This is a genomic window from Leptolyngbya sp. PL-A3, from assembly GCF_039962325.1.
Lineage (GTDB): Bacteria > Cyanobacteriota > Cyanobacteriia > Elainellales > Elainellaceae > Vacuolonema.
Genome location: NZ_JAMPLB010000012.1, coordinates 158,844 through 184,517, shown reverse-complemented (window position 1 = coordinate 184,517; position 25,674 = coordinate 158,844). Strand labels below are relative to the sequence as shown.

19 protein-coding genes are annotated in these 25,674 nt (G+C 45.2%); 11 read left to right on the top strand and 8 right to left on the bottom strand.

The features are described 5' to 3' along the window. Window positions 1-34: 34 nt before the first annotated feature. The 6 genes from NDI52_RS12170 to NDI52_RS12145 all read right to left on the bottom strand — a co-directional run bounded on the left by NDI52_RS12170 (window position 35) and on the right by NDI52_RS12145 (window position 8,497). The gene (locus NDI52_RS12170; protein ID WP_190772595.1) at window positions 35-580 is read right to left on the bottom strand and encodes a GNAT family N-acetyltransferase; all 546 of its coding nucleotides are present in this window, start codon (window positions 578-580) and stop codon (window positions 35-37) included. A gap of 298 nt (window positions 581-878) precedes the next feature. Continuing rightward, entirely contained in the window at window positions 879-1,406 is a 528-nt protein-coding gene (locus NDI52_RS12165) for an adenylate kinase (protein ID WP_190772594.1), read from the bottom strand. A gap of 180 nt (window positions 1,407-1,586) precedes the next feature. Further along, entirely contained in the window at window positions 1,587-2,006 is a 420-nt protein-coding gene (locus NDI52_RS12160; protein ID WP_190772593.1) for a GFA family protein, read from the bottom strand. A 133-nt stretch (window positions 2,007-2,139) separates the two neighbouring features. Continuing rightward, window positions 2,140-2,307, bottom strand: a complete 168-nt coding sequence (locus tag NDI52_RS12155) for a hypothetical protein (protein WP_190772592.1) — start codon at window positions 2,305-2,307, stop codon at window positions 2,140-2,142. A 306-nt stretch (window positions 2,308-2,613) separates the two neighbouring features. Continuing rightward, window positions 2,614-5,127: an AMP-binding protein gene (locus NDI52_RS12150; RefSeq protein WP_190772591.1), complete on the bottom strand. Its 2,514-nt coding sequence runs from the start codon at window positions 5,125-5,127 to the stop codon at window positions 2,614-2,616. An 892-nt stretch (window positions 5,128-6,019) separates the two neighbouring features. After that, window positions 6,020-8,497, bottom strand: a complete 2,478-nt coding sequence (locus NDI52_RS12145; protein ID WP_190772590.1) for an ATP-dependent Clp protease ATP-binding subunit — start codon at window positions 8,495-8,497, stop codon at window positions 6,020-6,022. 370 nt (window positions 8,498-8,867) lie between these two features. On the opposite strand from NDI52_RS12145, the gene NDI52_RS12140 reads away from it, so the two are divergent. Together NDI52_RS12140 and NDI52_RS12135 are read left to right on the top strand one after the other, a co-directional pair. Next, window positions 8,868-9,116, top strand: coding sequence for a hypothetical protein (locus NDI52_RS12140; RefSeq protein WP_190772589.1), 249 nt, complete (start codon window positions 8,868-8,870; stop codon window positions 9,114-9,116). A gap of 506 nt (window positions 9,117-9,622) precedes the next feature. After that, window positions 9,623-9,868, top strand: a complete 246-nt coding sequence (locus tag NDI52_RS12135; protein ID WP_190772588.1) for a hypothetical protein — start codon at window positions 9,623-9,625, stop codon at window positions 9,866-9,868. A 271-nt stretch (window positions 9,869-10,139) separates the two neighbouring features. On the opposite strand, the gene NDI52_RS12130 is transcribed toward NDI52_RS12135, so the two are convergent. Next, a complete protein-coding gene (locus NDI52_RS12130) occupies window positions 10,140-11,876 on the bottom strand; it encodes an ATP-binding protein (RefSeq protein ID WP_348256434.1) in 1,737 nt (578 codons plus the stop codon). Between the two features lie 265 nt (window positions 11,877-12,141). Between NDI52_RS12130 and NDI52_RS12125 the strand changes: the two genes are divergently transcribed. Beyond that, window positions 12,142-13,041, top strand: coding sequence for a GGDEF domain-containing protein (locus tag NDI52_RS12125; RefSeq protein WP_190772586.1), 900 nt, complete (start codon window positions 12,142-12,144; stop codon window positions 13,039-13,041). Here NDI52_RS12125 and miaA read toward each other — a convergent pair. After that, entirely contained in the window at window positions 13,019-13,999 is a 981-nt protein-coding gene (gene miaA / locus NDI52_RS12120) for a tRNA (adenosine(37)-N6)-dimethylallyltransferase MiaA (protein WP_190789435.1), read from the bottom strand. The genes NDI52_RS12125 and miaA overlap by 23 nt on opposite strands. A 410-nt stretch (window positions 14,000-14,409) precedes the next feature. Here miaA and gyrB point away from each other — a divergent pair, with 410 nt between their 5' ends. The 8 genes from gyrB (at window position 14,410) to NDI52_RS12080 (ending at window position 25,577) form a co-directional block, all read left to right on the top strand. Then, window positions 14,410-16,347 (top strand): DNA topoisomerase (ATP-hydrolyzing) subunit B, encoded by a 1,938-nt coding sequence (gene gyrB / locus NDI52_RS12115; protein ID WP_190772585.1) that lies wholly within the window; start codon window positions 14,410-14,412, stop codon window positions 16,345-16,347. Between the two features lie 130 nt (window positions 16,348-16,477). Further along, the gene (locus NDI52_RS12110; protein WP_348256433.1) at window positions 16,478-17,140 is read left to right on the top strand and encodes a TnsA endonuclease N-terminal domain-containing protein; all 663 of its coding nucleotides are present in this window, start codon (window positions 16,478-16,480) and stop codon (window positions 17,138-17,140) included. Between the two features lie 55 nt (window positions 17,141-17,195). Beyond that, window positions 17,196-19,559 (top strand): Mu transposase C-terminal domain-containing protein, encoded by a 2,364-nt coding sequence (locus NDI52_RS12105; RefSeq protein WP_348256432.1) that lies wholly within the window; start codon window positions 17,196-17,198, stop codon window positions 19,557-19,559. Window positions 19,560-19,574: 15 nt separating this feature from the next. Further along, window positions 19,575-20,660 carry a TniB family NTP-binding protein gene (locus NDI52_RS12100; RefSeq protein WP_348256431.1) on the top strand — a complete coding sequence of 362 codons (1,086 nt, stop codon included), beginning with the start codon at window positions 19,575-19,577 and terminating at the stop codon, window positions 20,658-20,660. Window positions 20,661-20,776: 116 nt separating this feature from the next. Next, a complete protein-coding gene (locus NDI52_RS12095; protein WP_348256430.1) occupies window positions 20,777-22,282 on the top strand; it encodes a TniQ family protein in 1,506 nt (501 codons plus the stop codon). A gap of 426 nt (window positions 22,283-22,708) precedes the next feature. Next, window positions 22,709-24,640, top strand: a complete 1,932-nt coding sequence (locus NDI52_RS12090; RefSeq protein ID WP_348256429.1) for a TniQ family protein — start codon at window positions 22,709-22,711, stop codon at window positions 24,638-24,640. 149 nt (window positions 24,641-24,789) lie between these two features. Then, complete coding sequence (locus NDI52_RS12085) at window positions 24,790-25,263, top strand: TniB family NTP-binding protein (RefSeq protein WP_348256428.1); 474 nt, start codon at window positions 24,790-24,792, stop codon at window positions 25,261-25,263. A 119-nt stretch (window positions 25,264-25,382) separates the two neighbouring features. Continuing rightward, window positions 25,383-25,577 (top strand): hypothetical protein, encoded by a 195-nt coding sequence (locus NDI52_RS12080; protein WP_348256427.1) that lies wholly within the window; start codon window positions 25,383-25,385, stop codon window positions 25,575-25,577. The last annotated feature ends 97 nt before the right edge of the window (window positions 25,578-25,674 follow it).

The window sequence follows — 25,674 nt, the reverse complement described above, 5'->3', positions numbered from 1 at the left end:
CAAGTAGCTTTGCTTACCATTGCGATGCCCATTTTTAACAATTCTGTCGCTGGTGCAATGAGGACAATTCATAAAGCATTTTCAACTCTGCATCATTCTCATTATGCAACGCCAAAACAACTGAAGTCTCAACTTGCCGATCTGGAATCCTCCAATATTTCTTTAGCAGGTAATTCTTCTCCTCCTCCTCAACAAGACAAAAACCGTTCTTTTCGTAAAAGCTTATTGCCCAACTGGCTGCTTTCCAAGTTCCAACTAAAATCGGCTTTGTTGAACCTTGCGTCAATTCCCGAAGCAGGTATGTTCCAATGCCTTTGTTTCTTTGTTTTGTTTTGACATACGCATGACGAATTAGGTTTACATCTACTTTGTCTTGGATCCCCATAACTCCAATAATTTCATTATTATCGACATAACATGAAAAAATTACACCATCCTCGATTTGCGCTTTTAGCTCTTCTTTTGCCATATACGGCTCATGCCACCGATCAGGTGGAATTACTCCTTTATAAGCAATTGCTGCATCATTAATAATATTGAAAATCTTTTCAAAATCCTTATCCATACTTTTTCGTATCATCACACACCTCTCCTCAAAAAGTTGTTATTTTTGCTAGCTCTATAGTATGCCAATGACGAAACGCAGCGACGGCAGATAAGTTTGAACTTAGCATCAGCAGTCTTCGTTTTGTAGCACTACATGCTGAGAAGCAGGAACGTTATTTTTTGAAAAGCTGCGCTGAACGCAGCTTTTCAAAAAATTAATCTGTTCTAACCAGGGTGTGTAAGGTTATACAATCTCATTTGCAGATAACCTCATGGGTAGCTTCGGGACGGCATATCGCTCTTTGAGCATTTTTAAATATCGCAAATGGCCTTTATTTTGCGAGTTTTAGTTCGATAGCTTTGTAGAACTCCTTCACATGCTTAGGAGACTGAAGATGATAAACCTGCTTGCTTCCCTTCGCTTTATGCACGTACTCTCGATACTTTGGTGTGAGTTTCTTATTGCATAGCCAAACCGTATAATAACTGTTCAGCGTACCCTTCAAGAGCGGGCTATTCTCAGGCCAATTTGCGGGTGGAACGAGAAAGCCTTTCAAGAATCGCTTCGTTACCCACCAATAGTGCTGCAGCACTGGCATATCCATATAAATTAAGGTGTCAGCAGCCTCCAGTCGTTCCCATACCGTATCTAATGATCCATATCCATCAATTATCCATTGGTCTTGCTGAAGGAGTTGATCATGAGCAACTTTGTATTCTTCGTAGGGAACTTCTTTACCACCAGGTTTGTACTTCAAAAGGTCTAAAGCAACCATAGGCAAACCTGTTATTTCTGCTAAACGTTTGCTGAGTGTAGACTTGCCGCCTCCAGCATTACCAAATACAGCAACTTTGTTCACAAGCATCTCCTCATGAATGTTGCTTTCAACTACTCTTCAGTAATGCACTTTTACGGACTGACTAACAGTATAGGGCTGCGCCCACATGCAGCCAGTGATGCCCTAGCTTAGTCGAGGCCCTGCTAGAGCGTAGCGGAAGCAGGAACGATGGAAAACGCACCTTGTTAGGTACGTTCTGCTCTACCATGTCTCTGGATACTCGGTGTGGGTTGGAAGCCCTCCGCTAGCACAACCCCACGATACTCTGGATGCCCAGAAGATGTGATCTGTCGGAGTAATCGACGGCTCTGTATCCAATGAGCCAGCCGGAATAACCATGACTTTGCCGTTGCGCGTGAGGCGCGGGACTGGGCACCCGCAATGGCGACAAAACCATTTGCCGAAGCTCTTGGCTGTGGGAAGGTCATAACGTGTGATGACTTCCTCCCCTGAAAGCCATCGGAACTGACTGGGCTCAACAGTTAAATTTGTAGCATGGCCTGTGCCTGTGCCTTTGCGACACCGTGAGCAGTGACAATGAGCCATTTTCTGGAATGGTGGGTTAACCTCAAATGTTACCGTTCCACAAAGGCAACTGCCGTGAATGACTGACTCATTCATCTGCTTTCTCCAGGTATCTAACGACTGCGTTCAGCGAGTGCAATTAACATTACACCAAGCACAAAAGACTTTATTCTGCTGCAATACTTATTAGCCTGCCGCGTCTACATAGCGTATTTAAAGCCTTCTACATCTATCCATCACCGTTTACCACAGCTTCAGCATCGACTTCTATAAAGAACTTCTCCTCTACCATGGCTCGTACACCAATCAGAGGCATTGCTGGAAGTTGGCCCACCGTGGAGTATTTCTGTAGCACCTTACCAATTATTTCCGCATCCTCAGACTGATAATTCACCACATACATTTTATTCTAATAACCTCAGTTCGGGATAAGCTGAAGTGCTCATTTTGGCGTGCGCAAAGCGCACGCCAAAATGAGCGTTTTCGAGTGCCGCGCAACGCACGGCACTCGAAAACGCCCTTAACCCGAACTCAGGTTATTCTAATAACACCTGCAGTTTCCGTCACACCACTTGCTAACGCTGAAGGTTCCTAAGAGGATGCCTGGTAATTTGGACGCCAGGCTAAATGTCTAGCGTCCAAATTCCAGACATCCTCTTAACAGGACGGAGAACGTTAGGTGCAGCTTTGTGTTGAATTGGTATTAGTTTTTTAGTCGAGTACGCATCAGGTAGGAGCAAAAGGCAAGATAGTATTTCCAGGCGATCGCCCCTCCAATAAGTGCAACGATTACACCGACCCAGCCATGGTCTCCAAAAATTTTGGCGCTCAGGGAATTGAACTGGAAGTGCGAGAGATAAATAAATAGGGAGGCACTAGCAACTTGTGAGATAGGTGCTTTCAGGAAAGCAGGCACCTTAGCCCAGGGAAGCCATAGGAGTAGAAGGCCACCATAAGTCAGAATCTCAAATGCAGCCCTGTCACCTATATTCTGGTAAGCAGTGGTCAGGAACATGGCTGATAAAATAATCTTGAATGGTTTGCTTTCCAATGTTTGAGCCCCAATACCCATGGCAAAGAGCCAGAAATATACGTGGGGAACTCGGTTCAACAGATGTGTTGTGTCCCAAACCATTGGAGTGAGCAGATTTATCAATATAGAAATCACGACCAGGCTAGCAGCGACGAGCTCTTGGCGTGCTCTGGAAATATATTTCTTGGGTATTAAGCTGACTACGAATGCGGCAATCAGAAGAATTTGGATATAGACTTCAATAAACCAAAGGGAAAAACCATTGTTTGCATTGGCCCTAACAAGGTTGGAGAACAGAAGTAAAGATGGGAAATATAGACTGTTGAACACAGCCTGTGTTAGTAAAAGATAACCAATGCTGGGGACTGCAATAGTTGCAGCAAGGGCCAATATTGGCCGAATTGACCCTGTGGTAATAATATTGGGAAGCTGAAATCGAGAAAAATTAAAGCCAGCAATCATCAACAGCAAAGCGGCACTGGATCCACCCGGGTCTGTTTCTGTAAGATGCCCAATCACAATTAACGAAATTGCAACAAATCGAAGCAGAATCTGGGTTTCCAGCTTTTGAAATAAACTGTGGTTACCTTGCAATTGTTCCAAATCACGCAGGGGTAACTCGTACCAATTTTGGGGTAAGTTGCTGACGCTCTTCTCTAGCTCTAGCATCATATCGATGTAGTCTAAGGAGCTACCTCCTAAGGTAACAAAAGACGATTCTGAGTCAATCTCTTTGTTTGAAAAACGAGTCACAAAGATTTCTCGGACTGTCTTTTTCGAGTTTTTTTGGGTTTGGGCGGCGATCGCCGCATCCAACTTTTCTGCCTCATGATCTGCTAAACGCGCAACTTCACTGAAGTCGATCTTGCCATTTGCCTTCCGAGGAATGGTTTCGACGACCCCCACATGAATCGTGGCCGCAGGCAAACCCAACCAATCGGCAACCGAATCGCGAATGGTTACGGCTTGCATTGCTGCCGTAGTTAGAATCCACAGAGTATCGTTTCGGCCTGTGCTAACCGCACTATAGCCCTGATCAAGCAACCACCCATCCACCTCATCAAGGCTAATTCGCAGGCCGTACAGTTTCACAAAGCGCTTTTTCCGGCCAACAATGTAGTAGAGACCATCGCGGGTTCGGCGTGCCAGGTCGCCCGTCTGTAATTCTGTTAGGTCATAGCCGCGAGATAAGTCTTCAGCACTGAGCGCGTAGCCCATCATCACATTGTCACCCGTATAAACCAGTTCTCCTGTTTCGTCTGGGCCTTCAATTTCAACTCCTTGATCATCGATCAGTCGAAATTTGCCCCCGGGAATCGGAATGCCAATGCAATTGGGATTTTCTAATGCTCGATCAGGTGGAAGATAAGCCATCCGAGCGGTTGCCTCTGTTTGGCCGTACATCACAAAAAATTGCCAGCCTTCCTTCTGGCTTTGCTCTGTCAACGCTTTTACACGGCTGGGTTCAAGACGGCCCCCGGCTTGCGTTGCATACCGTAACGTCTTGCGTTCGGCTGTTTTTACGCCGCTCTTTTCAATCAGGGCATAGCTATGGGGCACCCCAGCAAAACTAGTGCAATGATGTTGATCAAAGAGTTCCCAAAACTCTGGTTCTGCGACGGATTTTTGTGTAAGAACCAACGTCGCGCCTGCTAACAAATGAGAATTGATCACGGAGAGCCCATAGGAGTAATACATGGGCAGAGTGGTGGGCGCTCGATCTTCCGAGTTAATGGAGAGGTACTCAATGATCGATCTCGCATTGGCCTCAAGAGCTTTGTGGGACAGCCGAATAGATTTTGCCGTACCTGTTGAACCGGAGGTTGAGAGGATGACCGCTAAATCAGGATGTACTTGAATGTCTGTTTCTGTCTTATGGGTTGTGACGGTATCAGCAGTAGTATCAATACAATATAAAACTGAAAATTGAGCCTGCAATTTCTGATTAACTTCAGGCTGATTGGATGCAACTAAAAGTGCCGGGCAGCCCGCACGGAGCGCACTTAGATAAGCGATAACTGAATTTAATGAATTCTCGCATTCAATTAGAGCAACACCTCGACCGGATGAAAAACGAGATATAAATTTCTCGATGAGTTGGTCGAGTTCTCTGTAAGAAACTCTAAGACCATCTTCTGTGATGATTGCTAGTTGGTCGTGAAGATGAGAGAAGGATTCAAACATATCTAAAGGCTCTTAATCTGCTCTGGTTTTGAGAGTTACTAAAGCAACAAATCTTTCCTCCAGGGAGGAGCCGTGCGGTCTACACGTTTCACTCTGGCTAACACTCGTATGCAGCCGAAATTAACGAGATTTTGCACCTCGTGATCAGAAAAGCAAATCGCGTCAAGGGATTGTGACGCTCGATCGCTTCCCTCAACTTATAAAACGTTCAATCCTTACAAACACAATAAAAAAATGGAGGTTTTATCTTCCATCACACTGTGGTATTTGTCTTTGAAAAACAAACCTATCGTTCGTTGTGAAGGCGATCGCTAACTCATAGAGAACACAAAACAGCATCAAATCATTTCGGACTAACTCGTACTTAATCGAATCATGTATGCTGAATGACCCTCGAATGGGCTTCTAGAAAAACTTCGGTCTACCAACGTACTCAAGCAAAGATCTGAGAAAGAACTGAGCTTCTAAAAACATTACGGATGAATTAGGTAGATGCTTCTAAGAATATTAACCCTGTATACGGAGATTACTTAGGTGTTTTCGATAATGTTTAGATGAAGAATTTCAGGCTTTGTGAAGAAAAAGCCAGCCAGGGTAGATTTGGAAGCTTTCATTTGAACGAGAACTCACTACGCCAAATTTCCCCGTTACAGGCCTAAGTGACTGAAGTACAAACCCTTTGGCTGCTACACAACCTGACGGGTTAAGGGCTTTTTCGAGGGGCGCGCAAAGCGGCCCCTCGAAAAAGCCCATTTTGTAGTGTTGAGGAAGAAAGGGGGGATTCAGTGAGCCGGGTAAAAAAATAGCGTGGCCGATTGTGCCACGCTATTACTCAGGATTCAATTTGGGTTTAAAGAGTTGCTATTCCAAAATCCTGATCAGGAGATTCGTATTAGCCAACCAACTGCAACACGGGTTGATCTGCTGTCCGAACCGTGACTTGCTGGTCGTCATCCACATCTAGAATGATCCGATCGCCCTCTTTTGCTGTACCTGACAACAGGGCCTCAGCAAGATTGTCTTCCACCAATCGCGTGATGGTACGACGCAGGGGACGGGCTCCATAGGAGGGGTTATAACCCTCATTCACCAGCTTCTCTTTGAGAGCAGGGGTGATTTCAAGGGACATACTGCGATCGCTTAACCGCTCGTTCACTTCCTGCACGAGGATATCAGCGATGTGGCTTACTTCCTCACGGGTGAGTTGACGGAAGACGATGATCTCATCCAGTCGGTTCAGCAGCTCAGGACGGAAGTAATTCTTCAGGTCGTCCATGACGCGGTTGCGCAGCTGGTTGTACTGCGACTCGGCCAGGTCTTCAGTCGTGCTGAAGCCTAAGCCTGCACCGCCCTTCTCAATGGCACGGGAGCCAATGTTGGAAGTAAACAGGATCAGCGTGTTCTTGAAGCTGACAACCCGACCTTTCGCATCGGTCAGACGGCCATCTTCCAGCAATTGCAGCAACAGGTTGAACACATCAGGATGCGCCTTCTCAACTTCGTCGAACAGAAGGACAGTGTAGGGCTTGCGCCGTACTGCTTCCGTCAGTTGTCCGCCTTCGTCATAACCGACATAGCCCGGAGGCGATCCGATCATCTTGGAAACCGTGTGGGATTCCATCATTTCAGACATGTCGACGCGAATCATCGCTTCTTCCGAACCGAAGACTGCTGCGGCCAGTGCTTTGGCCAACTCAGTCTTACCAACACCGGTGGGGCCAGAGAAGAAGAGGCTAGCGATCGGGCGATCGGCATTCTTCAGGCCAACCCGCGCGCGACGAATGGCCCGGGCGGCTGCCTTCACAGCTTCATCCTGACCAATGACCCGCTCGTGCAACTGGTCTTCCAGATGCAGCAGGGCAATGGATTCAGATTCTGTCAGCTTGCTAACAGGAATGCCAGTCCAGGCTTCGACTACCTGGGCGATGTCCTCAGAGGTAACTTCGGGACGAGCAACAGTATGTTCCGCAGTATCACCCTGAACCTGGAGGTTAAGGAGTTGGCTTTCCAGTTCCCGTTCGCGATCGCGCAACTCTGACGCCTTATCAAAATCTTGGGCTTCTAGAGAGGCATCCTTATCCACAATGACCTGGCGCAATTGTTGCTTCAGGTCGCGGTCAGGCGATCGCACAGCATAGCGCAGTCGTACGCGAGAACCGGCCTCATCGATCAGGTCAATCGCCTTATCGGGGAGGTAGCGATCGGGAATATAACGATGGGACCAGGTGGCCGCAGTTTCCAACGCTTCATCGGTGATGATGAGACGGTGGTGCTGCTCGTAGCGCTGACGCACGCCCCGTAGGATCTCCATGGTCTCCAGAACGCTGGGTTCTTCCACCATAACGGGTTGGAAGCGGCGCTCAAGAGCGGCATCCTTCTCGATGTGCTGGCGATACTCATCCAGGGTTGTAGCACCGATGCATTGCAGGTCACCACGAGCCAGGGCAGGCTTCATCAGGTTGGCGGCATCCATGCCACCTTCCAGAGATCCTGAACCAACCAGGGTATGGATTTCGTCAATCACCAGAATGACGTTGCCCGACTGACGGACTTCATCCAGAATCTGCTTGATGCGCTCTTCAAAGTCTCCCCGGAAGCGGGTTCCGGCGAGCAGGGTACCCATGCTCAGGCTCACGACGCGCTTGTCGAGTAGGGCTTCGGGTACGTCTTCGTAAGCGATGCGTTGGGCCAAGCCTTCAGCGAGCGCCGTCTTACCCACACCGGGTTCCCCAATAAGCACAGGGTTGTTCTTCCGACGACGACCGAGAATCTGGATAACCCGCTCAATTTCAACTTGACGACCAACTACGGGATCCAGCTTGCCTTCGAGGGCCATCTGGGTCAGATCGGTGCCAAACTCCTGAAGCATGGGAGTCTTGGCGTTGGAGCGAGGTACAGGCGAACGGTTGGTTCCACTGCGGGTGGCGACCAGCTGTTCTTCGTTAACGGCCTGAATGATACGGGTGCGTAGGCTAGGAAGGTCAACACCCAACTGACGCAGTACCCGGACGGCAACGCTGTCATTTTGCTGAGCCAGGCTCAGTAACAGATGCTCAGGTGCGATATAAGGTTGGTCAAGCTGACGAGCTTCCTGAAACGCTTCGGCAAAGCTCTCTTTAACTTTGGGGGTGAAGGGAATTTCGGGGGGGACGTAGCCAGAACCGCGACCAACCAACCGTTCAACTTGATAGCGGGCCGAGTCCAGGGTTACGCCGAGATTCGATAGGACAGTGTTGGCGATCGTGTCCTTGACCTTCAGCATTCCTAGCAGAATTTGCTCGGTGCCCACGAAGTTATGGCCGGTGCGACGGGCTTCTTCTTGAGCAGCCATGACAACGGCGATCGCCTTCTCGGTGAAATACTCAAACATGGCGTAGTTCCTTGACGAAGTTCTCCTGACACTGCCGTTGAGTCCGATAGATTGTCAGGCTTAGTCTAATGCTCTATGTCGATACATTTATTAATGTATCGAGAATGTTTTGCTTCATGAAGCAACCTCGGGGAGGGATAACCGTAATCTTTGGACGGACTTTATCGCTAGACTCAGCTTCGCTTTGGCATACATAGAATGCAAAATTTAGCCTCATACTTTACACATGTCGAAACAAAACTGAGCCTAACTATAGGGTGAGGCAAACGCCATCCTTTTGTGCGAGTTTTCCACACCCGGAGAGGCACGCGTATTTTTGTCGAAAACTCGATACTATTTCATATCGATTCACTGATGGAAATTCTGCCTTATGTTTCAGCCTACTCATTGGCTGGTTTCTCGCTCTACTAAGACTCCGGTGCAATTGATTCCTGCGGCCACGGGGTATCGCTTGATGAGCGAGCAAGAGTTTGAACAGGGCCGCGAACCTGCCTTTGAAATACGCCCCCGTCTTGGCGTTTTTTGCCTTGATGTTCAGGTCGTGGGCTACAGCCTGGAACCAATGCCAGTAAAGCTGTCTTCCTTCAAAGAGCAGCCCTTCGACCATCGGGCTATTTAAGCTCAGATCTAGCATCAAACCCGGGAATCTCTGTTTTTTCGTTGTCAGGCGACGAGAAAACAGAGATTTCCGGGTTTGGTTTTAGACAGGATGTGAGCGCCTCATTGAGTGAAAATGTTTCACGGTTTCACCCATGAAATATGAAAGAAACAAGTGTGTTTCTTAAGATCGAATGAGGGAGTGGAGAGCGATCGCCCTCTATTTCCTATACAAAAGAAACTCACAGTTTCTTGAGAGTAAGCCAACTTACTAAGGGGTATTTTAAAGCTGCTTAGAAGGGTTGTTTTTCCGAGTGCTTAGCGCCCGAAAAAACAACTGTTTAAAACAAACCTTAGAACTGCAGGTTGAAGCAGGGTACAACGGGTGCATCCCAGTTTTGTTAATGTGGCGGGCGAAGCCCGCCACATTAACAAAACTGGGATTTCAATCTGCAAAAGTGGGATGTACCCGGGTACAACTCAATGCTATCAAGGTGCATGTTCCGTCGCTAAGCTGGCAAGTTCAATATGACATTGGGCGATCGCCGCAGCCGTGCTTGCAATGCCATCACCATCCTTGCCGTCAACTTCCTTCTACGGCGCTTCATGGTACGCTCCCTCGACCGTATGGCCCACATCGCAGATGTAGCCAGCACGGGCCATATGAGAGCCAAGTTTGAGTACCAGGCAAAGGATGTAGGCGATATTGTCAAGGCATTTAACCGCATGAAGGTGAGCTTGGCAATGGCGATGCAAATGTTAGAAAAGAATTAGGAGATCTCTGAAAAACAATATCCCCATTATTTGGAAAAAAGGCGCGGCTTCGCCGCGCCTTTTTTCCAAATAATGGGGAAGTTCTTATCTGGAAATCTCCTTAGAAAGCATTGTCAGTAGGGCGTAGGGGAAGGTTTAGCAGATACTTTCTAACTGTGTCCCTCACTCCAGGACAAAACCCGTCCTTGCGATCGCAAGGACGGGTTTGAAAGACACCATTGGTTGTTTTGTTAGGAGAAGGGTAAAACCGCCCTTAGCAAATGGTGAAAGGCTAGAATCCTAAGTCAGCCAAAGCACTTGGAGCAGCGGCTAAGACGGCCTCATCGGACATTGATTGCCAATCGCGATCGCCAATCTCCGCATAAAATGTCTCGTCATAGGGTCGGGTACGTACTACCACAGGCATGGGCACTGCGTGACCTAACACCAGAGCCTGCTGCTTCGAGTCTAACTTTGCTAGCACCGAGCGCAATGCCTGCCCACCGGAAACTCCGGTAAAAATGGCATCAATATCTTTCTCATCATTCAGCAGAGCGGTGATGCGGGTTCCTACCTGGGACATCACTTCGTTATCAATACCGGAAGGACGCTGATCGACCACCAGCAGGGTGACGAAGTATTTCCGCATCTCTCGGGCAATGGTGCCGAAGATGGTCTGGCGAACGGTGGCAGGGTCGAGAAAGCGGTGGGCTTCTTCAATGGTGATGACCAGTTGATGGGGGCGATCGCTCACATTTTTCGTCTGCAAAAACTTCTCAGCCTTGTGTACATAACTGGCATGGATGCGGCGGGCAATAATATTCGTGGCCAACATATAGGAGAGCATGTTGGACTGAGAACCGAACTCGACAACCACATGCTTCCCAGCTTCCAGAGATTCGAGAATTTGCCCCACATAGTTCTTCGGGCAAGTCTGCCGCAGATACTTCAAATCCTCCAGACGGGTCAGCTTGCGCTGCAACGCCATAATGGAGGACTTGCTGCCCATTTTTACTTCGCAAAATTCCTGAATCTCCTCATTGCTCATAGCGAGCAGGCGATTAATCCAGCTTTTGCCAAACTCGTTACGGAGAATAATCGCATTTTCCAGGCTGGCTTCTGAAAGGTTCAACTCGCCACGCACCAGCATCAGGTCTTCCACCTCAATCTGGTCGAAGCTGATATAGAGTTCCTGGGCATCGCGCACACCTCGCCGCCGGGTTGACTCCGGGTCGAGGGTATACATCTGCACCTGGTCAGGAAACAGTTGCCGTAAACCTTTGACCGTAGAAACTCGTGATTTGCTGCCCTCGCTGGTCGCTTCCCAACCGTACTCGGAGTGCATATCAAAAATCAGGTTAACGGCAGCGCGGCGGCGAATAATACCTGATAACAAAAGCCGGGTCAGGAAGGACTTGCCCGTCCCTGATTTGCCGAAAATCCCATTGCTTCGCTCGACAAAGCGGTCCAAATCTAGACATATTGACACCTCCATATCCATCGGCATGCCAATAGAGAAATTGCGCCGGTGGGGATCATCCTCCCAACCAAACACCGCACGGAAGTCTCGCTCGCTGGCTTCGAACACCTGACTGAAGTGGCTGGGAATAGTTTTGACGGGAAGCAATTCAACAGCGTTAGTGTTAGCTTGATAGGAGGACAAGTCAGATTTTTTTCCTTTCGCCTTATCTTTAGTTCCCTTACCGTTTGATGGTGGGTTTGAACCTCCGTCTGTAGGGGTAAACATCAGCATGGGCGAAAGGTTTATAGTTCCATAAGTACTGCTCCCTGCCAGAACCTCTTGTAGGAAGGTATTGTTGGGATCTGGAGGATTTGCCAGGATACGTGGACTCGCCGTACCGAGTGTCACATCAGTCAGCATACAAAAGAAGCGCGATCGTCGCCCCTGCACCACCAGGAACTTTCCGACCCGCATGTCTTCAACAGAAACATCGGGGTGCAGCCGCACTTCTAACCCCTGACTGAGCGACCCTTGAATCACTGAGCCGATGGCATTCTCAAGTTCCATACCTGATCTCGCTGATGGTGCACTGGATATCAATGCTGCTTTCCTCATGCCCCCTTGTAGGGAAGAATGCACGTTCGCAATCGGCTGGATTGCGGTGACGGACTTAGCTCCCTATGGAGGATAAGGGATCTGCTTTTACATGATACATCTGTTCGAAAATACATTCGTTCTGCTTAGCGCCCTTTTTGAAAGATTGGCTGGCTTTAACAGCCCGCTAATAGCGTTTCAAAAAGGCTTACCCCTGGACGCTTTTAACAATACGCTTGTGCCTCTGCTGGAACTGGCCTTGATGCCCCACGGAACCTGTTTCTTCTGGAATGTTCCCCTGACAACGGTGCATGTTGTGGCAGATGGGTTAATTGGGCTGGCCTACTTCTCAATTCCCCTGATTCTGTACATGAACCGCCAACATGTGAGTACTGGAGCGACTCCACTGTTGATGCTGTTTGTGGCATTTATTTTTAGCTGTGGCATTGGTCATTTGCTGAGTGTCTGGAACATCTGGCATTCAGACTATTGGCTTGAAGGAATTGAGAAACTCATGACAGCAGCGGCTAGTGTGTACACAGCTTTCTGCTTGTATCAAAAACTGCCCGACTTGCTGCAAACTCGCAAAGCTTTAGAAGAAACTACGGAGATGGCACGCACCGATCCCCTAACCGGATTGGCAAATCGCCGTGGTTTAATCGAGGCCATGACGACCTCCATGCCGCAACTGAATGCCCCGGGTATTTCCCATGCACTGGTGCTGCTAGATCTTGATAATTTCAAAGAGATTAATGATACCTGCGGGCACCTGATGGGCGATCGCGTTCTGTGCCAAGTATCCGAATTGCTTCGGCTGAATACGCGCCTGCTGGATACCTCGGCTCGCATTGGGGGGGATGAGTTTGCCGTGTTTTTGCCAGGTTGTCCTTTACCTCAGGCCCTCGAAATTGCTGAGCGGTTGCGGATGGCGATCGCCCTGCTTAGCAAAGAAGATCTGCTTCCCCCTGAGCTGGAATTCAGTGCCAGTGTAGGGCTTGTAGTGACAAACCGTATCCAATCCGACGAACAGTTCTATGCCAAAGCGGACATGGCACTCTACCAGAGCAAACGCAGTGGTAAAAACCGAGTTTCGTGGCTAGAAGATGGTGCGGATCTCATGCCTCTAGCCATTGACTAAGCCAAGCCTGAACATGTTCCCAAACCTGTTCCACTAGCTGGGGATGATTAGAATCAAACCATTCAATTTGAGTGTCTGAACGAAACCAGGTGCGTTGTCGCTTGGCAAATTGGCGGGTATGCAAAACAGTTTGGGCGATCGCTTCATCCAATGAAATTTTCCCTGCTAAATACTGCTTGACTTCGGCATATCCCAGGGTATTTAGCAGGGGTAAATCAAATCCATACCGTTTACCCAACGTTTCTACTTCTTCGATAAATCCTATTTCAAATAAGTGTTGGGTCCGTTTACGAATGCGTTCCGTTAAAAGATCTGGCTCTTGTGGTACGGGTTCACCACAGTCCAACCCAATCTGCAAAATAGGATAATGGGGGGGATATTCACCCTGTTGCTCTGAAATAGGTTTTCCCGTCACGTAGAAAACCTCCAATGCCCGTAGGGTACGCACCTGGTCATTGCCGTGAATCCGCTCACAAGCCGCAGGGTCAACCTGTTTTAACAGGGCATAGCAGAGGGGTTGGCCTAGAGCTGCGAGTTGCGATCGCAATTCCTCTTGAGGAGCGACACGGGGAATTTTCATCCCTCGGGTTACCGCTTTAATGTAAAGCCCCGTTCCTCCCACTAACAAAGGAACGGCAATTCCGGATTCTTTCCCCTTATGGTGAAAGAGGGAGATTAGGTGCTGCGCCTGTTGCTGGTAGTCGGCAACGGTGAACGTTTCAGTAGGGTTGCAAATATCAATTAAGTAGTGAGGAGCCTGTTGTTGCTCTTCTGAGGTCGGCTTAGCAGTACCAATGTCAAATTCCCGGTACACCTGTCGCGAATCAGCACTCAGGATGGGGCTGCCGAGACGTTGGGAGAGGGCGATCGCCAGCCCGGTTTTTCCGGTAGCTGTAGGGCCACATACCACAATCAGGGCAGATTTGTTAGAATTTAGTACAGAGGTATTGTTGTCCAACGCGTGTAACCAAGGGAAATCAAGATTGGAATTTGTCTATCTGTTCGGGTTTCTCCTACCCTAAGGATCTGCTAGCTCAGTCAGAATTGTTGAGGAAACCTAACGGAACGGTCAAGATTCTGGTCGCCATGAGCTATCGATTTAATAGCAACAAGTAGGAATATTTTGCGGGATCTGAAGTACCCTCAAAGCAACTTAGACAGAATCTTAGCGGACTTTGATGCCCATCTCCCCTGCCCCCCTTATGGCCCCTTGTGCGGTTGACGACAATTTTCCCCATTTCCATCCCCTCTTCAAATCTCAATTCAGATGCCCTTAGAATGCCTTTAGAGGCGGATGTGTTATAATTTTAAGGCGTTTTTTTGTTTTGAGGCTTAAGAGGGCTTCAGCGCAGTTATAGGAGACACTCTATGACAACCGGCTATGATGCTGGCCAGATCCGAGTTCTTGAAGGGCTAGAGGCGGTTCGTAAACGTCCGGGGATGTACATTGGTAGTACCGGGCCTAGAGGCTTGCATCACCTGGTCTACGAAGTAGTAGACAACTCCGTTGACGAAGCGCTAGCAGGCTATTGCAAAAATATTGATGTATCTCTCAATGCCGATGGCTCCGTCACTGTCACGGATGATGGTCGGGGCATTCCCACAGGCATTCATCCACAAACGGGTAAGTCAGCGCTAGAGACCGTGCTGACTGTGCTCCATGCTGGGGGCAAGTTTGGTGATGGAGGTTATAAGGTGTCCGGCGGTCTGCACGGGGTTGGCATCTCCGTTGTAAACGCCCTGTCGGCAAGCTTAGATGTCTCCGTCTGGCGGGAGAAGACGGTTCATAAGCTGCACCTGGAGCGGGGGGCTGTGGTAGGCGAGATGCAGGTCGAGCCGACTAAAGTCGATCGCACTGGCACCTCTGTCACCTTCATGCCTGATGTTCAAATTTTTACAACGGGTATTGAGTTTGACTATGCGACCCTGGCGGGTCGTCTGCGAGAATTGGCCTTCCTCAATGGGGGCGTTCGCATCACCTTCACAGACAACCGCCTGGAGCTCCGGAAGTTAACCGAGCCCCATGTCGAAACCTATTACTACGAAGGTGGCATCAAGGAGTACATCTCCTACGTTAACAGTGATAAGCAACCGATCCACGACGAAATTATTTTCGTTCAGGGCGAACGCAATAATATCCAGGTGGAAGTAGCGTTGCAATGGTGTGTTGACGCTTACACCGATAACCTCTTAGGGTTTGCCAACAACATCCGCACGGTGGATGGTGGGACGCACCTGGAAGGCTTGAAGACGGTGCTGACCCGGACGATGAATGCGATCGCCCGTAAGCGCAACAAAATCAAGGAAAACGAATCTAACCTGGCTGGAGAAAACATCCGGGAAGGTTTGACAGCGGTGGTTTCGGTGAAAGTTCCGGATCCGGAATTTGAAGGGCAAACCAAAACCAAGCTGGGTAACACCGAAGTTCGGGGGATTGTCGACACCATTGTTGGCGAAACCTTGACGGAGTACCTCGACTTCCGCCCCGGTGTGGCCGATTCGATTCTCGATAAGGCCATTGAAGCGTACAAAGCCGCCGAGGCCGCTCGCAAGGCCCGCGAACTGGTACGCCGGAAGTCAGTTTTAGAATCTTCTACCCTTCCCGGTAAGCTGGCCGACTGTAGCTCTCGTGACCCCAGCGAGTCTGAGATCTATATTGTGGAAGGGGACTCTGCGGGTGGTTCAGCCAAACAAGGGCGCGATCGCCAGTTCCAGGCGATTCTCCCACTGCGGGGTAAGATCCTCAACATCGAGAAAACTGACGATGCCAAAATCTACAAGAACACGGAGATTCAAGCGCTTATCACGGCTTTAGGCCTAGGAATTAAAGGCGAGGAATTCGACGCATCACAACTGCGTTACCACCGCATCATCATCATGACGGACGCAGATGTGGATGGTGCTCATATTCGTACCCTACTACTCACCTTCTTCTATCGCTACCAGCGAGCCATGGTGGATCAGGGCTTTGTTTACATTGCCTGCCCTCCCCTCTATAAGGTGGAGCGGGGCCGCAACCATTTCTACTGCTATAGCGATCGCGAACGCGACCAACTCATTGCCTCTTTCCCCGAAAACGCTAAGTACGAAATCCAGCGATTTAAGGGTCTGGGTGAAATGATGCCTGTGCAGCTTTGGGAGACAACCATGAATCCTGAGACACGCACCCTCAAACGAGTCGAGATCGAGGATGCTGCCGAGGCCGATCGCATCTTTACGGTGTTGATGGGCGATCGTGTAGCTCCCCGTCGTGAGTTCATCGAAACCCATGGCCCTAAACTCAACCTCACTGACCTGGATATTTAATACTCCTGTCGGATCGCGCATAAGTTGCAATTTGTCGCACAATACCTGCAATTTTGTCGCGTAATAGTTGCAATTTTTTATAAGCTCAGCTAGTCTAAAGTCACTAGCTGAGCTTATGGGCGTTTAAGCCATGGCATTACCTGACAAACCTGCCAGAAAGATTACTAACACAGGCACGAAAAAAAATATTTGTAAATTTTCCAGTGCCAAGATGGGGAGGATGATCTGGTGTGAGTCGTTGCTTGAGAAATCTTTGGCTTACTTGCTAGAGATTGATCCTGACGTTGTGTCTTTCACAAGCCAGCCCTTCAAAATTGAATATGTTGCTGACGGGAAGAAAAGAAAGTACACACCTGATTATTTTGTTGAGCGCAGAAATAAGAAGCAGGTTGTAGAGGTTAAACCTGCAAACAAGGCACGCTCCGATAAATACGTCGCTCTATTCCAACGAGTCGGTCCCATATGTCGGGATCAGGGTTGGGAATTTATCGTAGCAACGGATGAATTTATTTGGCTTCAGCCAAGGCTTAATAACGTGAAGCTGTTGAATAGATATGCCCCGGTGACCTATACCTTTCAGAATCTTCTCGATTGTGAGCAGTATTTTAAGTACCAAGGAGTTGTGTCTTTAGGGAAAGCCGCGGAAGATTTGCAGTCCCGAGGAATCACTAGACAGATTCTATTCAAGCTAATCTACTCTGGTTTTCTACAGATAGACATCATGCAACCAATTAATTCACAAAGTTCAATCAACTTGTCAAACATGGTACTCGACCCAAAATCATGTAATTAGGGATGTGAATCATTCTGTTTAAAGTTCATTCTTTTAACCTTTACGCATTATTTATATGGGAAAGTTTAGATTTAAACGAGGGTTAAGTTTTTGGTTAAGTGGTAAAGAATACGTAATTAAGAAACGCTTAAGTAATAATGATTTCCAAGTTTGTAATGCAATTACAGAAGAACTTTCTAGCTTCAGCGAAGAGGCTTTAGTTAGCTTTCTTTTTGAGCGTAAACTATCGTTAGAACCTCCACAAGCAAATGCTGATTCTAAAAGGAGAGACTATAGAGAAGCAGACTTCTCACAAGTAGATGATAGCCTCAAAGAAGAAGCGAGACGAAGAGAAAAGTATGTTAAAGAGTATCTAAGTCAAGGGCTGCAGAAGCGAACAGAAGCAGTCCTTAAGCCTATTATTGAAAAAGTAGCAAATGAAATAAAAGATAAAAATCCACCTAACTGGTCAACACTCTATCGGTGGATTAAGAAGTACGAAGGTCAAAGAAACGATATTCGTGCATTAATTACTAGAAATGTTGGAAAGGGAAATAGAAAATCGAGACTTGATATAGAAGTCGATCAAATCATTAATGAGGTGATTGATGAATATTATCTTACTTTGGAAAAACCAAATGTTCAGGCTGCATGTTCTGAAATTATTTTTAGAGTTGCTGCAGAAAACCTTAAACGCTCAAGAATTGGTTTAGAGCAATTAAGACTTCCGAACCGATCTACAATCTATCGCCGTGTTGATAAGCTTGATCCTTATGAAGAGGCAATCAAGCGCTATGGTCGAGCGACAGCAGACAGAATGTTCCACGTATCAGAAAATGCTCGTCCCTACCCAACTCGCCCATTAGAAATGGTAGAAATTGACCATTCAAAACTACCAATTTATGTAATAGATCCTGAAACTAATCTTCCAATCGGAACTCCGTGGCTAACGACAGCACTAGATAAATTTACAGGTATTCCTATTGGATATTATCTAAGCTTTGAACCACCCAGTGCATTGTCTGTAATGCAATGCTTGCTTCATGCTATTAAACCTAAAACTTATGTAAGCAAAAAGTACCCCTCCGTAAGCAATACTTGGGATACATTCGGATTATTGGAGGCTCTTAGACCTGACAATGGACCAGAGTTTTATGGAAAAACGCTTGAAGATGGCTGTGACCAGCTTGATATTGATATTGACTATACTCCCCCCAGATCAGCCTGGTATAAAGGTTCGGTTGAAAGATTCTTTGGAATGATTAACACTATGTTGCTTCGAGGGCAGCCTGGTAGTTTTCTTAAGTTTCTGAAGGTGTATGACGATGAATATGATCCCAAAAAGCCTAGCAAAAAGGGAGCAGTTTCATATGATGGATTAAATGAAATAGTACACATATTTATTGTTGACATCGTTTGCCAAATGTCTCATCCAAAATTTGGCACCCCTAGGATCAATGTATGGCGAACAGCTACCCTTGAGTTTCCACCTGCTCTTCCTTCAGATGAGAAGGATTTACGAGTGCTGCTTGGAGCAATTACTCACCGTGTTATTAGCGAAAAGGGAGTAGAGTTTGAAAGGCTTTATTACAATAGCCCTGAACTAGCACGGTTACGTCACATTTACGAAAAAAGAGATAAACGCCGTAAAACTGGAGCTAAGGATAAGGAAAAGGCAAAAATCAAGTATGACCCGACAGATATATCTTGCATATATGTCTTTAATCCAGAGACGGATAGTTTCGTCACTGTTCCTGCTGTTGATCAGCAATATACTCAAGGTCTTTCTCTTTGGCAGCATAGAGTAATTAAAAGGCACGTAGCTGAACAGGGTAAGGAGGTTAACATTACGGAGCTCGCGATCGCTAAAAAGAAAATTCAAGAAATTGTTGAGCGTGAGTGGAAAAGTACCAAACAAGGTAGAACGAAAGTTTCAATGGCCCGATATCTTGGAGTTGGACGTGATGCTCTTGATCTTAGTGGAGTGGAAGCCTTTGTTAAGGAACAAGCATCTAAAGATGAAGAACGGCAAGACCAGGAAACTGCTCCAAATTTTGGTTCTGTTCAAGATAGTTCTGATATCTTAGCTGGGGTCTCTGACATTGGTATTACCTATGATTCTGTAGAAGTCAAACAACAAGGTGAAGAAGTGCAAGAGGATGCTCAGGGAAACGAAGCAGTGGGTGAGTTGATCAATGATACTGATCTAGAAAATGAGTGTAGCTTAGCTCCTTCTACACAACAGACAGACGCTGAGGAAGAAGATTCGGAAAAAACCTTACAGACGTCGAAGAAAGAGAAAAGTGATAAGAAGACCAGAGAAAAAAAATCCTCTAAAGATAAATCCACTTCTAAGAATGATTCAAAACCTGCAGAGCAAGAAAATGAGTTGGATGATTGGGTTCCTGATGCAGGATGGAGTACTAATTACGATTCTTGATTAAGGATTATTGGCATGAATGATAGCAAATCGTCTTTCCTAGATATGACTCCTAAACAGAGGGAGAGAGTTTTATCCGAGATGACTTATGCACAAAGGAGAAAACTCTTGCATGAGCTTGTCGTCAAGTATAAAAGATTTGAAGATTATTTGAAACGAATAAAGAAATGCCATGAGCAATTTGGCTATAGCTCTGAACCTGATTGCCTTTTTATTGGAGGTGATACTGGAGCAGGTAAGTCTACCTTGAAGGACACATATGTCAAAAACTTTCCAATCGAAGAAACAAGTGAGGGTACAAGAATACCTGTTTTTTCTACTTCTGTTCCGGCCCATCCAACTGTTAAGGGTCTTGTAAGCAAACTCTTGTTTGACATCGGTGACCCTCACTTTAGTAAAGGAACAGAAGTGAGTATGACTGCACGATTGCTAGGTCTTCTAAACGATTGTGGAGTAGAGTTAATTTTGTTAGATGAATTAAACTTCCTAATTGATCGTGACTCAAATAAGTTTCTATACTCAGCTTCAGAAAAAATTAAAGAAATAATTACTGACAGTAAAATTCCTATAGTTGGGCTTGGTCTCCTGGCAGCTGAAGAGATTCTTTCTGCTGGAGTTAATAGGCAGCTTAGTAGAAGATTTTCGGACAGAATTACTTTAAAGCCTTTTCCATGGTTTGAGCAAGATGAATTTGGTAAACCGAAGAATGGTCATGAGTTTAGAAGTCTCCTTCACTATATAGAGTCATATCTTCCACTAATTGAAAAGTCCAATCTGTCAGTTGGATCCATGGCTCGCCGAATTTACTACGCTAGCGATGGCAATATTTCATACGTGATGTCATTAGTGAAAGGTGGTTTCGATATTGCACAAGACAATGGTGAGGAGAAGTTAGATTTGAACACACTGGCTGCCTCTTTTGAAAACAGAATCAGAAAGGAGAAGCCAATGAAGAAAAACCCCTTTCTTGAAAAAGACATTACTTTAGAAGAATTAAAAGATTGTCAAATCATACCTCTAACTAGTACTGTAGGAGCAACAAACCGGAGAAATCGCACTAAAGAAACTACTCCGAGAGCATCTGACATTTTACACACATAGAAGCACATCTCTACTTGGGTATATGTAAATATCACAAGTTTGTTTGCAGATCAACATGTAGAGATATGTTAGGTATTAAAAACACCTTTCGTTCATCTTCAATTTGAAATTAAAGAATGCAACCAAAGCCAATTCTTCGTACAGTTCATCCACATCATGATGAAAGTTTTGTAGGCTTTATTGCACGAGTAGCTGAGCAGAACTACTACGAAAATCTCAACTGGGTTCTCCAACTAGTGGATGCTCCGCGACTCATTCATGGGGCAAAAATATATTATCCGTATCGTACTGATAATATTGATGTACCTTCGAGTCTAGCTCATATATTAAGAGTTGATAGAAATTCCCTATGGTCAACTTATCCTTGTTTCGCTTTAAGGAAGCTAAAACCTGGTTTACAATCCTCAAGCTTTTGTCCTCTATGTCTTCAAGAGCAGGCGTACTATAGGAAATTATGGCAACTAACTATATTAACAGCATGTGTTAAGCATCGTTGTTCACTTATAAATTCATGCCCTTCATGCAAACAGATCCTATCCTTAGATAGAAGCAGTATAGTTAGATGCAACTGTGGGTTTGACCTACGTCGCTGCAAACCCATTTTTAGAAACAGCGTTGATCTTAGGCTCTCTCAACTTATTGAAGCTAATTGGGGCACTTTTTCCAAAGATGAGGCACTTTTGAAAGGTGCAGAGAATAGACAAGAAATACGACTTGAGTTAAGCAAACTGAATCATTTACTCGGAGTCATTTATGAAACATTTGAGGAAGTGCGTAAGAAACCTTTGGATGAGGAACTTTTAGAAAAAATACAACCTTATAAGCAGCAAGATTTGGAAAAGTTCAAGTGGATTAATGAAGCCCTTTCAAAAACTGATTCGATCTTTGACTCAATCTTTGAATTACTAGGAGATCCTGTCAAGCTTAAGTATTTCAACTTAATTCAATACTACTCAATGATAGGGCAGTTTTGTATTCAAACCAATTGTGGCACAACACATAATTCAGAAGAAAGCGTAATTTGCAAAGCTGTAATGACAATGATAAGTAGCTTTCGGCGCTACTACTCATACAGTGAGTTCCTCAGACTTTTACAAGGAGAAGAAGTTGAAGAAGTTGGAGACATTGCACTTAACTTTTTTGACTCAGCCAATATATCTATAACTGTAAACTGGTATTACTTGAACGACCAAGACAAGCGTATTAAAACTTCCAGGACAATTCCTGCTAAAAACTTTAATTTTCTTATTTTAGATATACGTAGAGATTTGAATATGCCAGATTTGACCTTTATGGATATTATAAATGGTACAACAATCTACACTAGACATTACGATGCCATCAGTAGCAATCTTACTTTGAACTGTGCTGGTAAGAAATGGTACAGGAAAGAGGAGTTTCAGGAGACTCAATCTTATAATATCGATCACACCGCTAAGAAGAAATATGAGCAAGAATATGAACCTCCAGTTCCTGAGGAAGGATATATTTATGATTTATGGATTGGAATGCAAGCTACAAATGCTAAAAATTGTACTAAAGAAAAAGCTATCCAGCTTGAGACTCCACAGGTTGAGGAAATAGACTGGGACGAATATGGTAGCGATGGAATTTTTGTGTGAATCTCTTAGCACTAGGGTAGTGCTTAGACGTGTGAATAGTCATGACACGCAGTACATTGTCTTCCAGTTGAAAGACAAATATCAAAGATAGGCAGTCTTTGACTTGGTACTTAGTTATCGATGTCTCAGATTTCCCGTTAACACGACTGGCGAATTTAGAGGAAATATCCCCTCTTTGATACTTATTCAGAGAATAGATAGAACAACGTTTTTTCTTATAGAGGTAGTTTTCACTATAGAGAGGCATAGGCGAAAAGCTAACTTTATAAACTTTGTCCAATTAAAAAATAGATAGTGCTACTTAATTAAGTTAATGCAGATGACGAGCAATCTAGTCGTGAATCACGATTAGGTTGAACTTTAATAGTGTCAATTGGCATAGATGAATAACTATGATGCTTCTGTACAGAGCTAGCCTTAACAGAAGTGCCAAGAAACGACACACTTTTGAGAAGACCTCGACCATATTCAGATGAGAGCCTAGCAGGTTTTTTCCTTCGACTTGCTGACAGTAACTACTATGATTCCTGTCGCTGGATCTTTCAATTAGCAAATATTTCTAAGTACGAACCTAATGCAAACTTACTCATACCCGAAAAACATGACCTTACTCGGTTGAGCCAGTTGACCGCAGTTCAAGAATTGGCTCTCTGGGACATGGCTTTTCCCCCTATACGAGGAGAAGGAATAGGTAGTTATTTAAAAATCTTTGGTGAATTCATTTCGTCTTACTTTGTCCATAAAACTACTGCAAAAGTATGTCCGGAGTGCTTAAAAGATTTGCCATATCGTCGAAAAATATGGGACATATCTACAGTAACTACATGCCCTAAACATAGTTGTCTCCTAGTTGATGTATGCCAACAGTGTAAAAAGCTAATGACATGGGGTAGGAGCTATTTGCTGAAATGCAGGTGTGGTTTTGATTTGTGCAAAAGTAGCATTAAAACTGTTTCTGAACAAGAAATAATATTGTCTCTGCAAGTTCAGCAGCTTTGTAATCAGAGTAATTGGCAAAACAAATTATTTCCTAAGATTAATCTTGTCGCTTCTTTCTATTTGTTGAAGATAGAGGAATTGCTTACATTGATTAATTTCCTGGCTGGGCAATTTGTAGGAATTTGTGATGCAACAGGAAAACGAATTGCCACACAGTACCAGAATTCTGAACTTCATGTTTTACTAATGAAAGCCTTAAATCTGTTAACAGATTGGCCAAATGAATTTTATAAATTTTTGGATTGGCGTAAGTCTCAGCAGCAGACCCACGATCGCGACACGGGAATAGCGAGAGATTTTGGAAGCTTCTATAAAAAACTCTACACGAATTTTTCATCTGAACCTTATTCATTTTTACGTGAAGCATTTGAGGATTATCTGGCAAAGTTCTGGGATGGTGGGTATCTGAACACCAAATTAGGACGCATTGAGAACTCTATTCGAACCGACAAAGTATTTATTCCTGGTACAGAAGCCGCTCAAATTTTAGGTTTAAGCGAAGCATGGGTTCTTAAACTTGTAGAGCAAGGAGTGTTAGATGGTAGTGTCAGAAAAATGGGGACGAGAAGCCTGATTTTAGTCAAAAGTGACAGTGTGGCTACCTATCAGCAATCTTTAAATACAGCATTAACTTTAAAGGAAGTTGCTGTCATGCTGTCTATAAATCATAGAACTGTTGTTGGTTTAGTAGAGTGCTCTTGTATTCAAGCTTTGCGAGGACCTAAAAGCGATGGTTACAAACAGTGGCTTATTAATTCTGAGAGCGTGGAGAAATTTTTACAGCAAGTTGAAGCGCTATCAAATTTTATCTCTGACACCACCCAGTCAATTATTTCTTTTTCGGACGCTATTCGAAGAACCTCTGGCTTAGGCTATACAGCTGGAAAATTGATGCGTTTAGCCTTAGATCGAGAGGTAAAGGTTTTTCAAGGCGCATTCAAAAATGGATTAGATAAGTACTATTTCCTTGACGATGAAGTGAATGAATTGATACAGAGAGCTACCTTGGCGAAAAGGGATGTTCACCTTACAGTTGTTGATATAGCAAATATATTAGGAGTAAAGCAGGAAGTAGTTCGTTTTTGGATAGACAAGAAATTCATAAAGTGCAAGCAGGTACTTGAAGGGAAGCATCGTAGACGGCAGATTCTTGAGGATGACCTAAAGGCTTTCCAACTCAAGTATGTTTCTGCTGTGGAGTTGGCGATAGCTTTAAAGACATCTCCCAAGAAGGTAGTTCAGTTACTTGCTGAACAACAAGTTACACCGATTACAGGTCCAAATATTGATGGTGGGAGACAATACCTCTTCCAAAGGAGAGACGCAGAATTTTCTATGAAGGAAGTGAAGCTGCCCTAATCAAGATTTTAATTTATGCTTATCTGTGAATGGATAGCAAAATAGCTTATACGTTAAATAAACATAAACTTACCACCCTGCTGAGATTAGTGCTTTAGAATATCCAGATTACGGTATATATCAGTCTAGAGCTTAGGCACCGTACATATATGCAGAATTTTTTTAGCTGGTTGGATAGGTGCATTGACTTGAAGTCTTCTGGTTGTGTTGTCAAAACATCATCTCAGAGGTCTCACATTGTTTACCAGTACTGTGTGGGGAAGAATCAAGTAGATGACCAAGGTCGATTAAATATCTGCCCTGTTTCTTATGTACTCCTACCAGCCAAATGCACCCAAAGGCATTTACTGTCCTTAATGTCCGATCCATTTAGGATTCCATCAGCGAAAGAATCTCTATCGCAGATTAAGATGCGTTTAGCTGAAAAGTTGAATGTTTCTGGTATTCGAATGCTAATGGTTGAAAATGCTGAGCTGCAAGATATTGATGTGTTGAAGACTTTATTCGATTTAGCTAGGTTGCTCAATGTTCCCTGTATTTTAGTGGGAGATAAAGGTTTAGTTAAAATGCTCTCAGCAGATGAACAACTTCGGCGACGCTTCTCAGAGGTCTTTTCACTGTAGTTGAAGGACTTGAAGTGTGTTGAATAGACGATGCTTGTATCCTGCGGAGGGGGACGTTCGCACTGTTAAATTTTTGCTGTAAGCCTTTCACTTAAGTATCTAACTTCGGAGATGATTATATGTCTTCAGGTAATGAGCATATCGACGGAAGTATCGATATACAACAGCTCGATATCATGATTCTTGATAAATCCGGTAAATCCACAAGACCTTACTTGGCAGTTATCACAAATCCTGAAACTAAAGAGATTCTGGAGTCCGAAGTTGTTCTACAACCTGAAGACGTTCAACCAGCATTTAACTCTGATAGTTGAAGAGTTCAGAGGGGCTGGATACTGCTGATCAAGCTATCAAAACAACATTACCTCCTCATAACTCACCAATTTTAGCTTGGTGGTTCTCACCAACCTT

Excerpts from the sequence above, each read along its gene's own strand:
- NDI52_RS12150 (WP_190772591.1), bottom strand. The coding sequence starts at position 5,127 with ATGTTTGAATCCTTCTCTCATCTTCACGACCAACTAGCAATCATCACA.
- NDI52_RS12170 (WP_190772595.1), bottom strand. The coding sequence starts at position 580 with ATGATACGAAAAAGTATGGATAAGGATTTTGAAAAGATTTTCAATATT.
- NDI52_RS12080 (WP_348256427.1), top strand. The coding sequence starts at position 25,383 with ATGTCTTCAGGTAATGAGCATATCGACGGAAGTATCGATATACAACAG.
- NDI52_RS12130 (WP_348256434.1), bottom strand. The coding sequence starts at position 11,876 with ATGGAACTTGAGAATGCCATCGGCTCAGTGATTCAAGGGTCGCTCAGT.
- NDI52_RS12085 (WP_348256428.1), top strand. The coding sequence starts at position 24,790 with ATGCAGAATTTTTTTAGCTGGTTGGATAGGTGCATTGACTTGAAGTCT.
- NDI52_RS12100 (WP_348256431.1), top strand. The coding sequence starts at position 19,575 with ATGAATGATAGCAAATCGTCTTTCCTAGATATGACTCCTAAACAGAGG.
- NDI52_RS12145 (WP_190772590.1), bottom strand. The coding sequence starts at position 8,497 with ATGTTTGAGTATTTCACCGAGAAGGCGATCGCCGTTGTCATGGCTGCT.
- NDI52_RS12105 (WP_348256432.1), top strand. The coding sequence starts at position 17,196 with ATGGGAAAGTTTAGATTTAAACGAGGGTTAAGTTTTTGGTTAAGTGGT.
- gyrB (WP_190772585.1), top strand. The coding sequence starts at position 14,410 with ATGACAACCGGCTATGATGCTGGCCAGATCCGAGTTCTTGAAGGGCTA.
- NDI52_RS12110 (WP_348256433.1), top strand. The coding sequence starts at position 16,478 with ATGGCATTACCTGACAAACCTGCCAGAAAGATTACTAACACAGGCACG.
- NDI52_RS12095 (WP_348256430.1), top strand. The coding sequence starts at position 20,777 with ATGCAACCAAAGCCAATTCTTCGTACAGTTCATCCACATCATGATGAA.
- NDI52_RS12160 (WP_190772593.1), bottom strand. The coding sequence starts at position 2,006 with ATGAATGAGTCAGTCATTCACGGCAGTTGCCTTTGTGGAACGGTAACA.
- NDI52_RS12135 (WP_190772588.1), top strand. The coding sequence starts at position 9,623 with ATGACATTGGGCGATCGCCGCAGCCGTGCTTGCAATGCCATCACCATC.
- NDI52_RS12140 (WP_190772589.1), top strand. The coding sequence starts at position 8,868 with ATGTTTCAGCCTACTCATTGGCTGGTTTCTCGCTCTACTAAGACTCCG.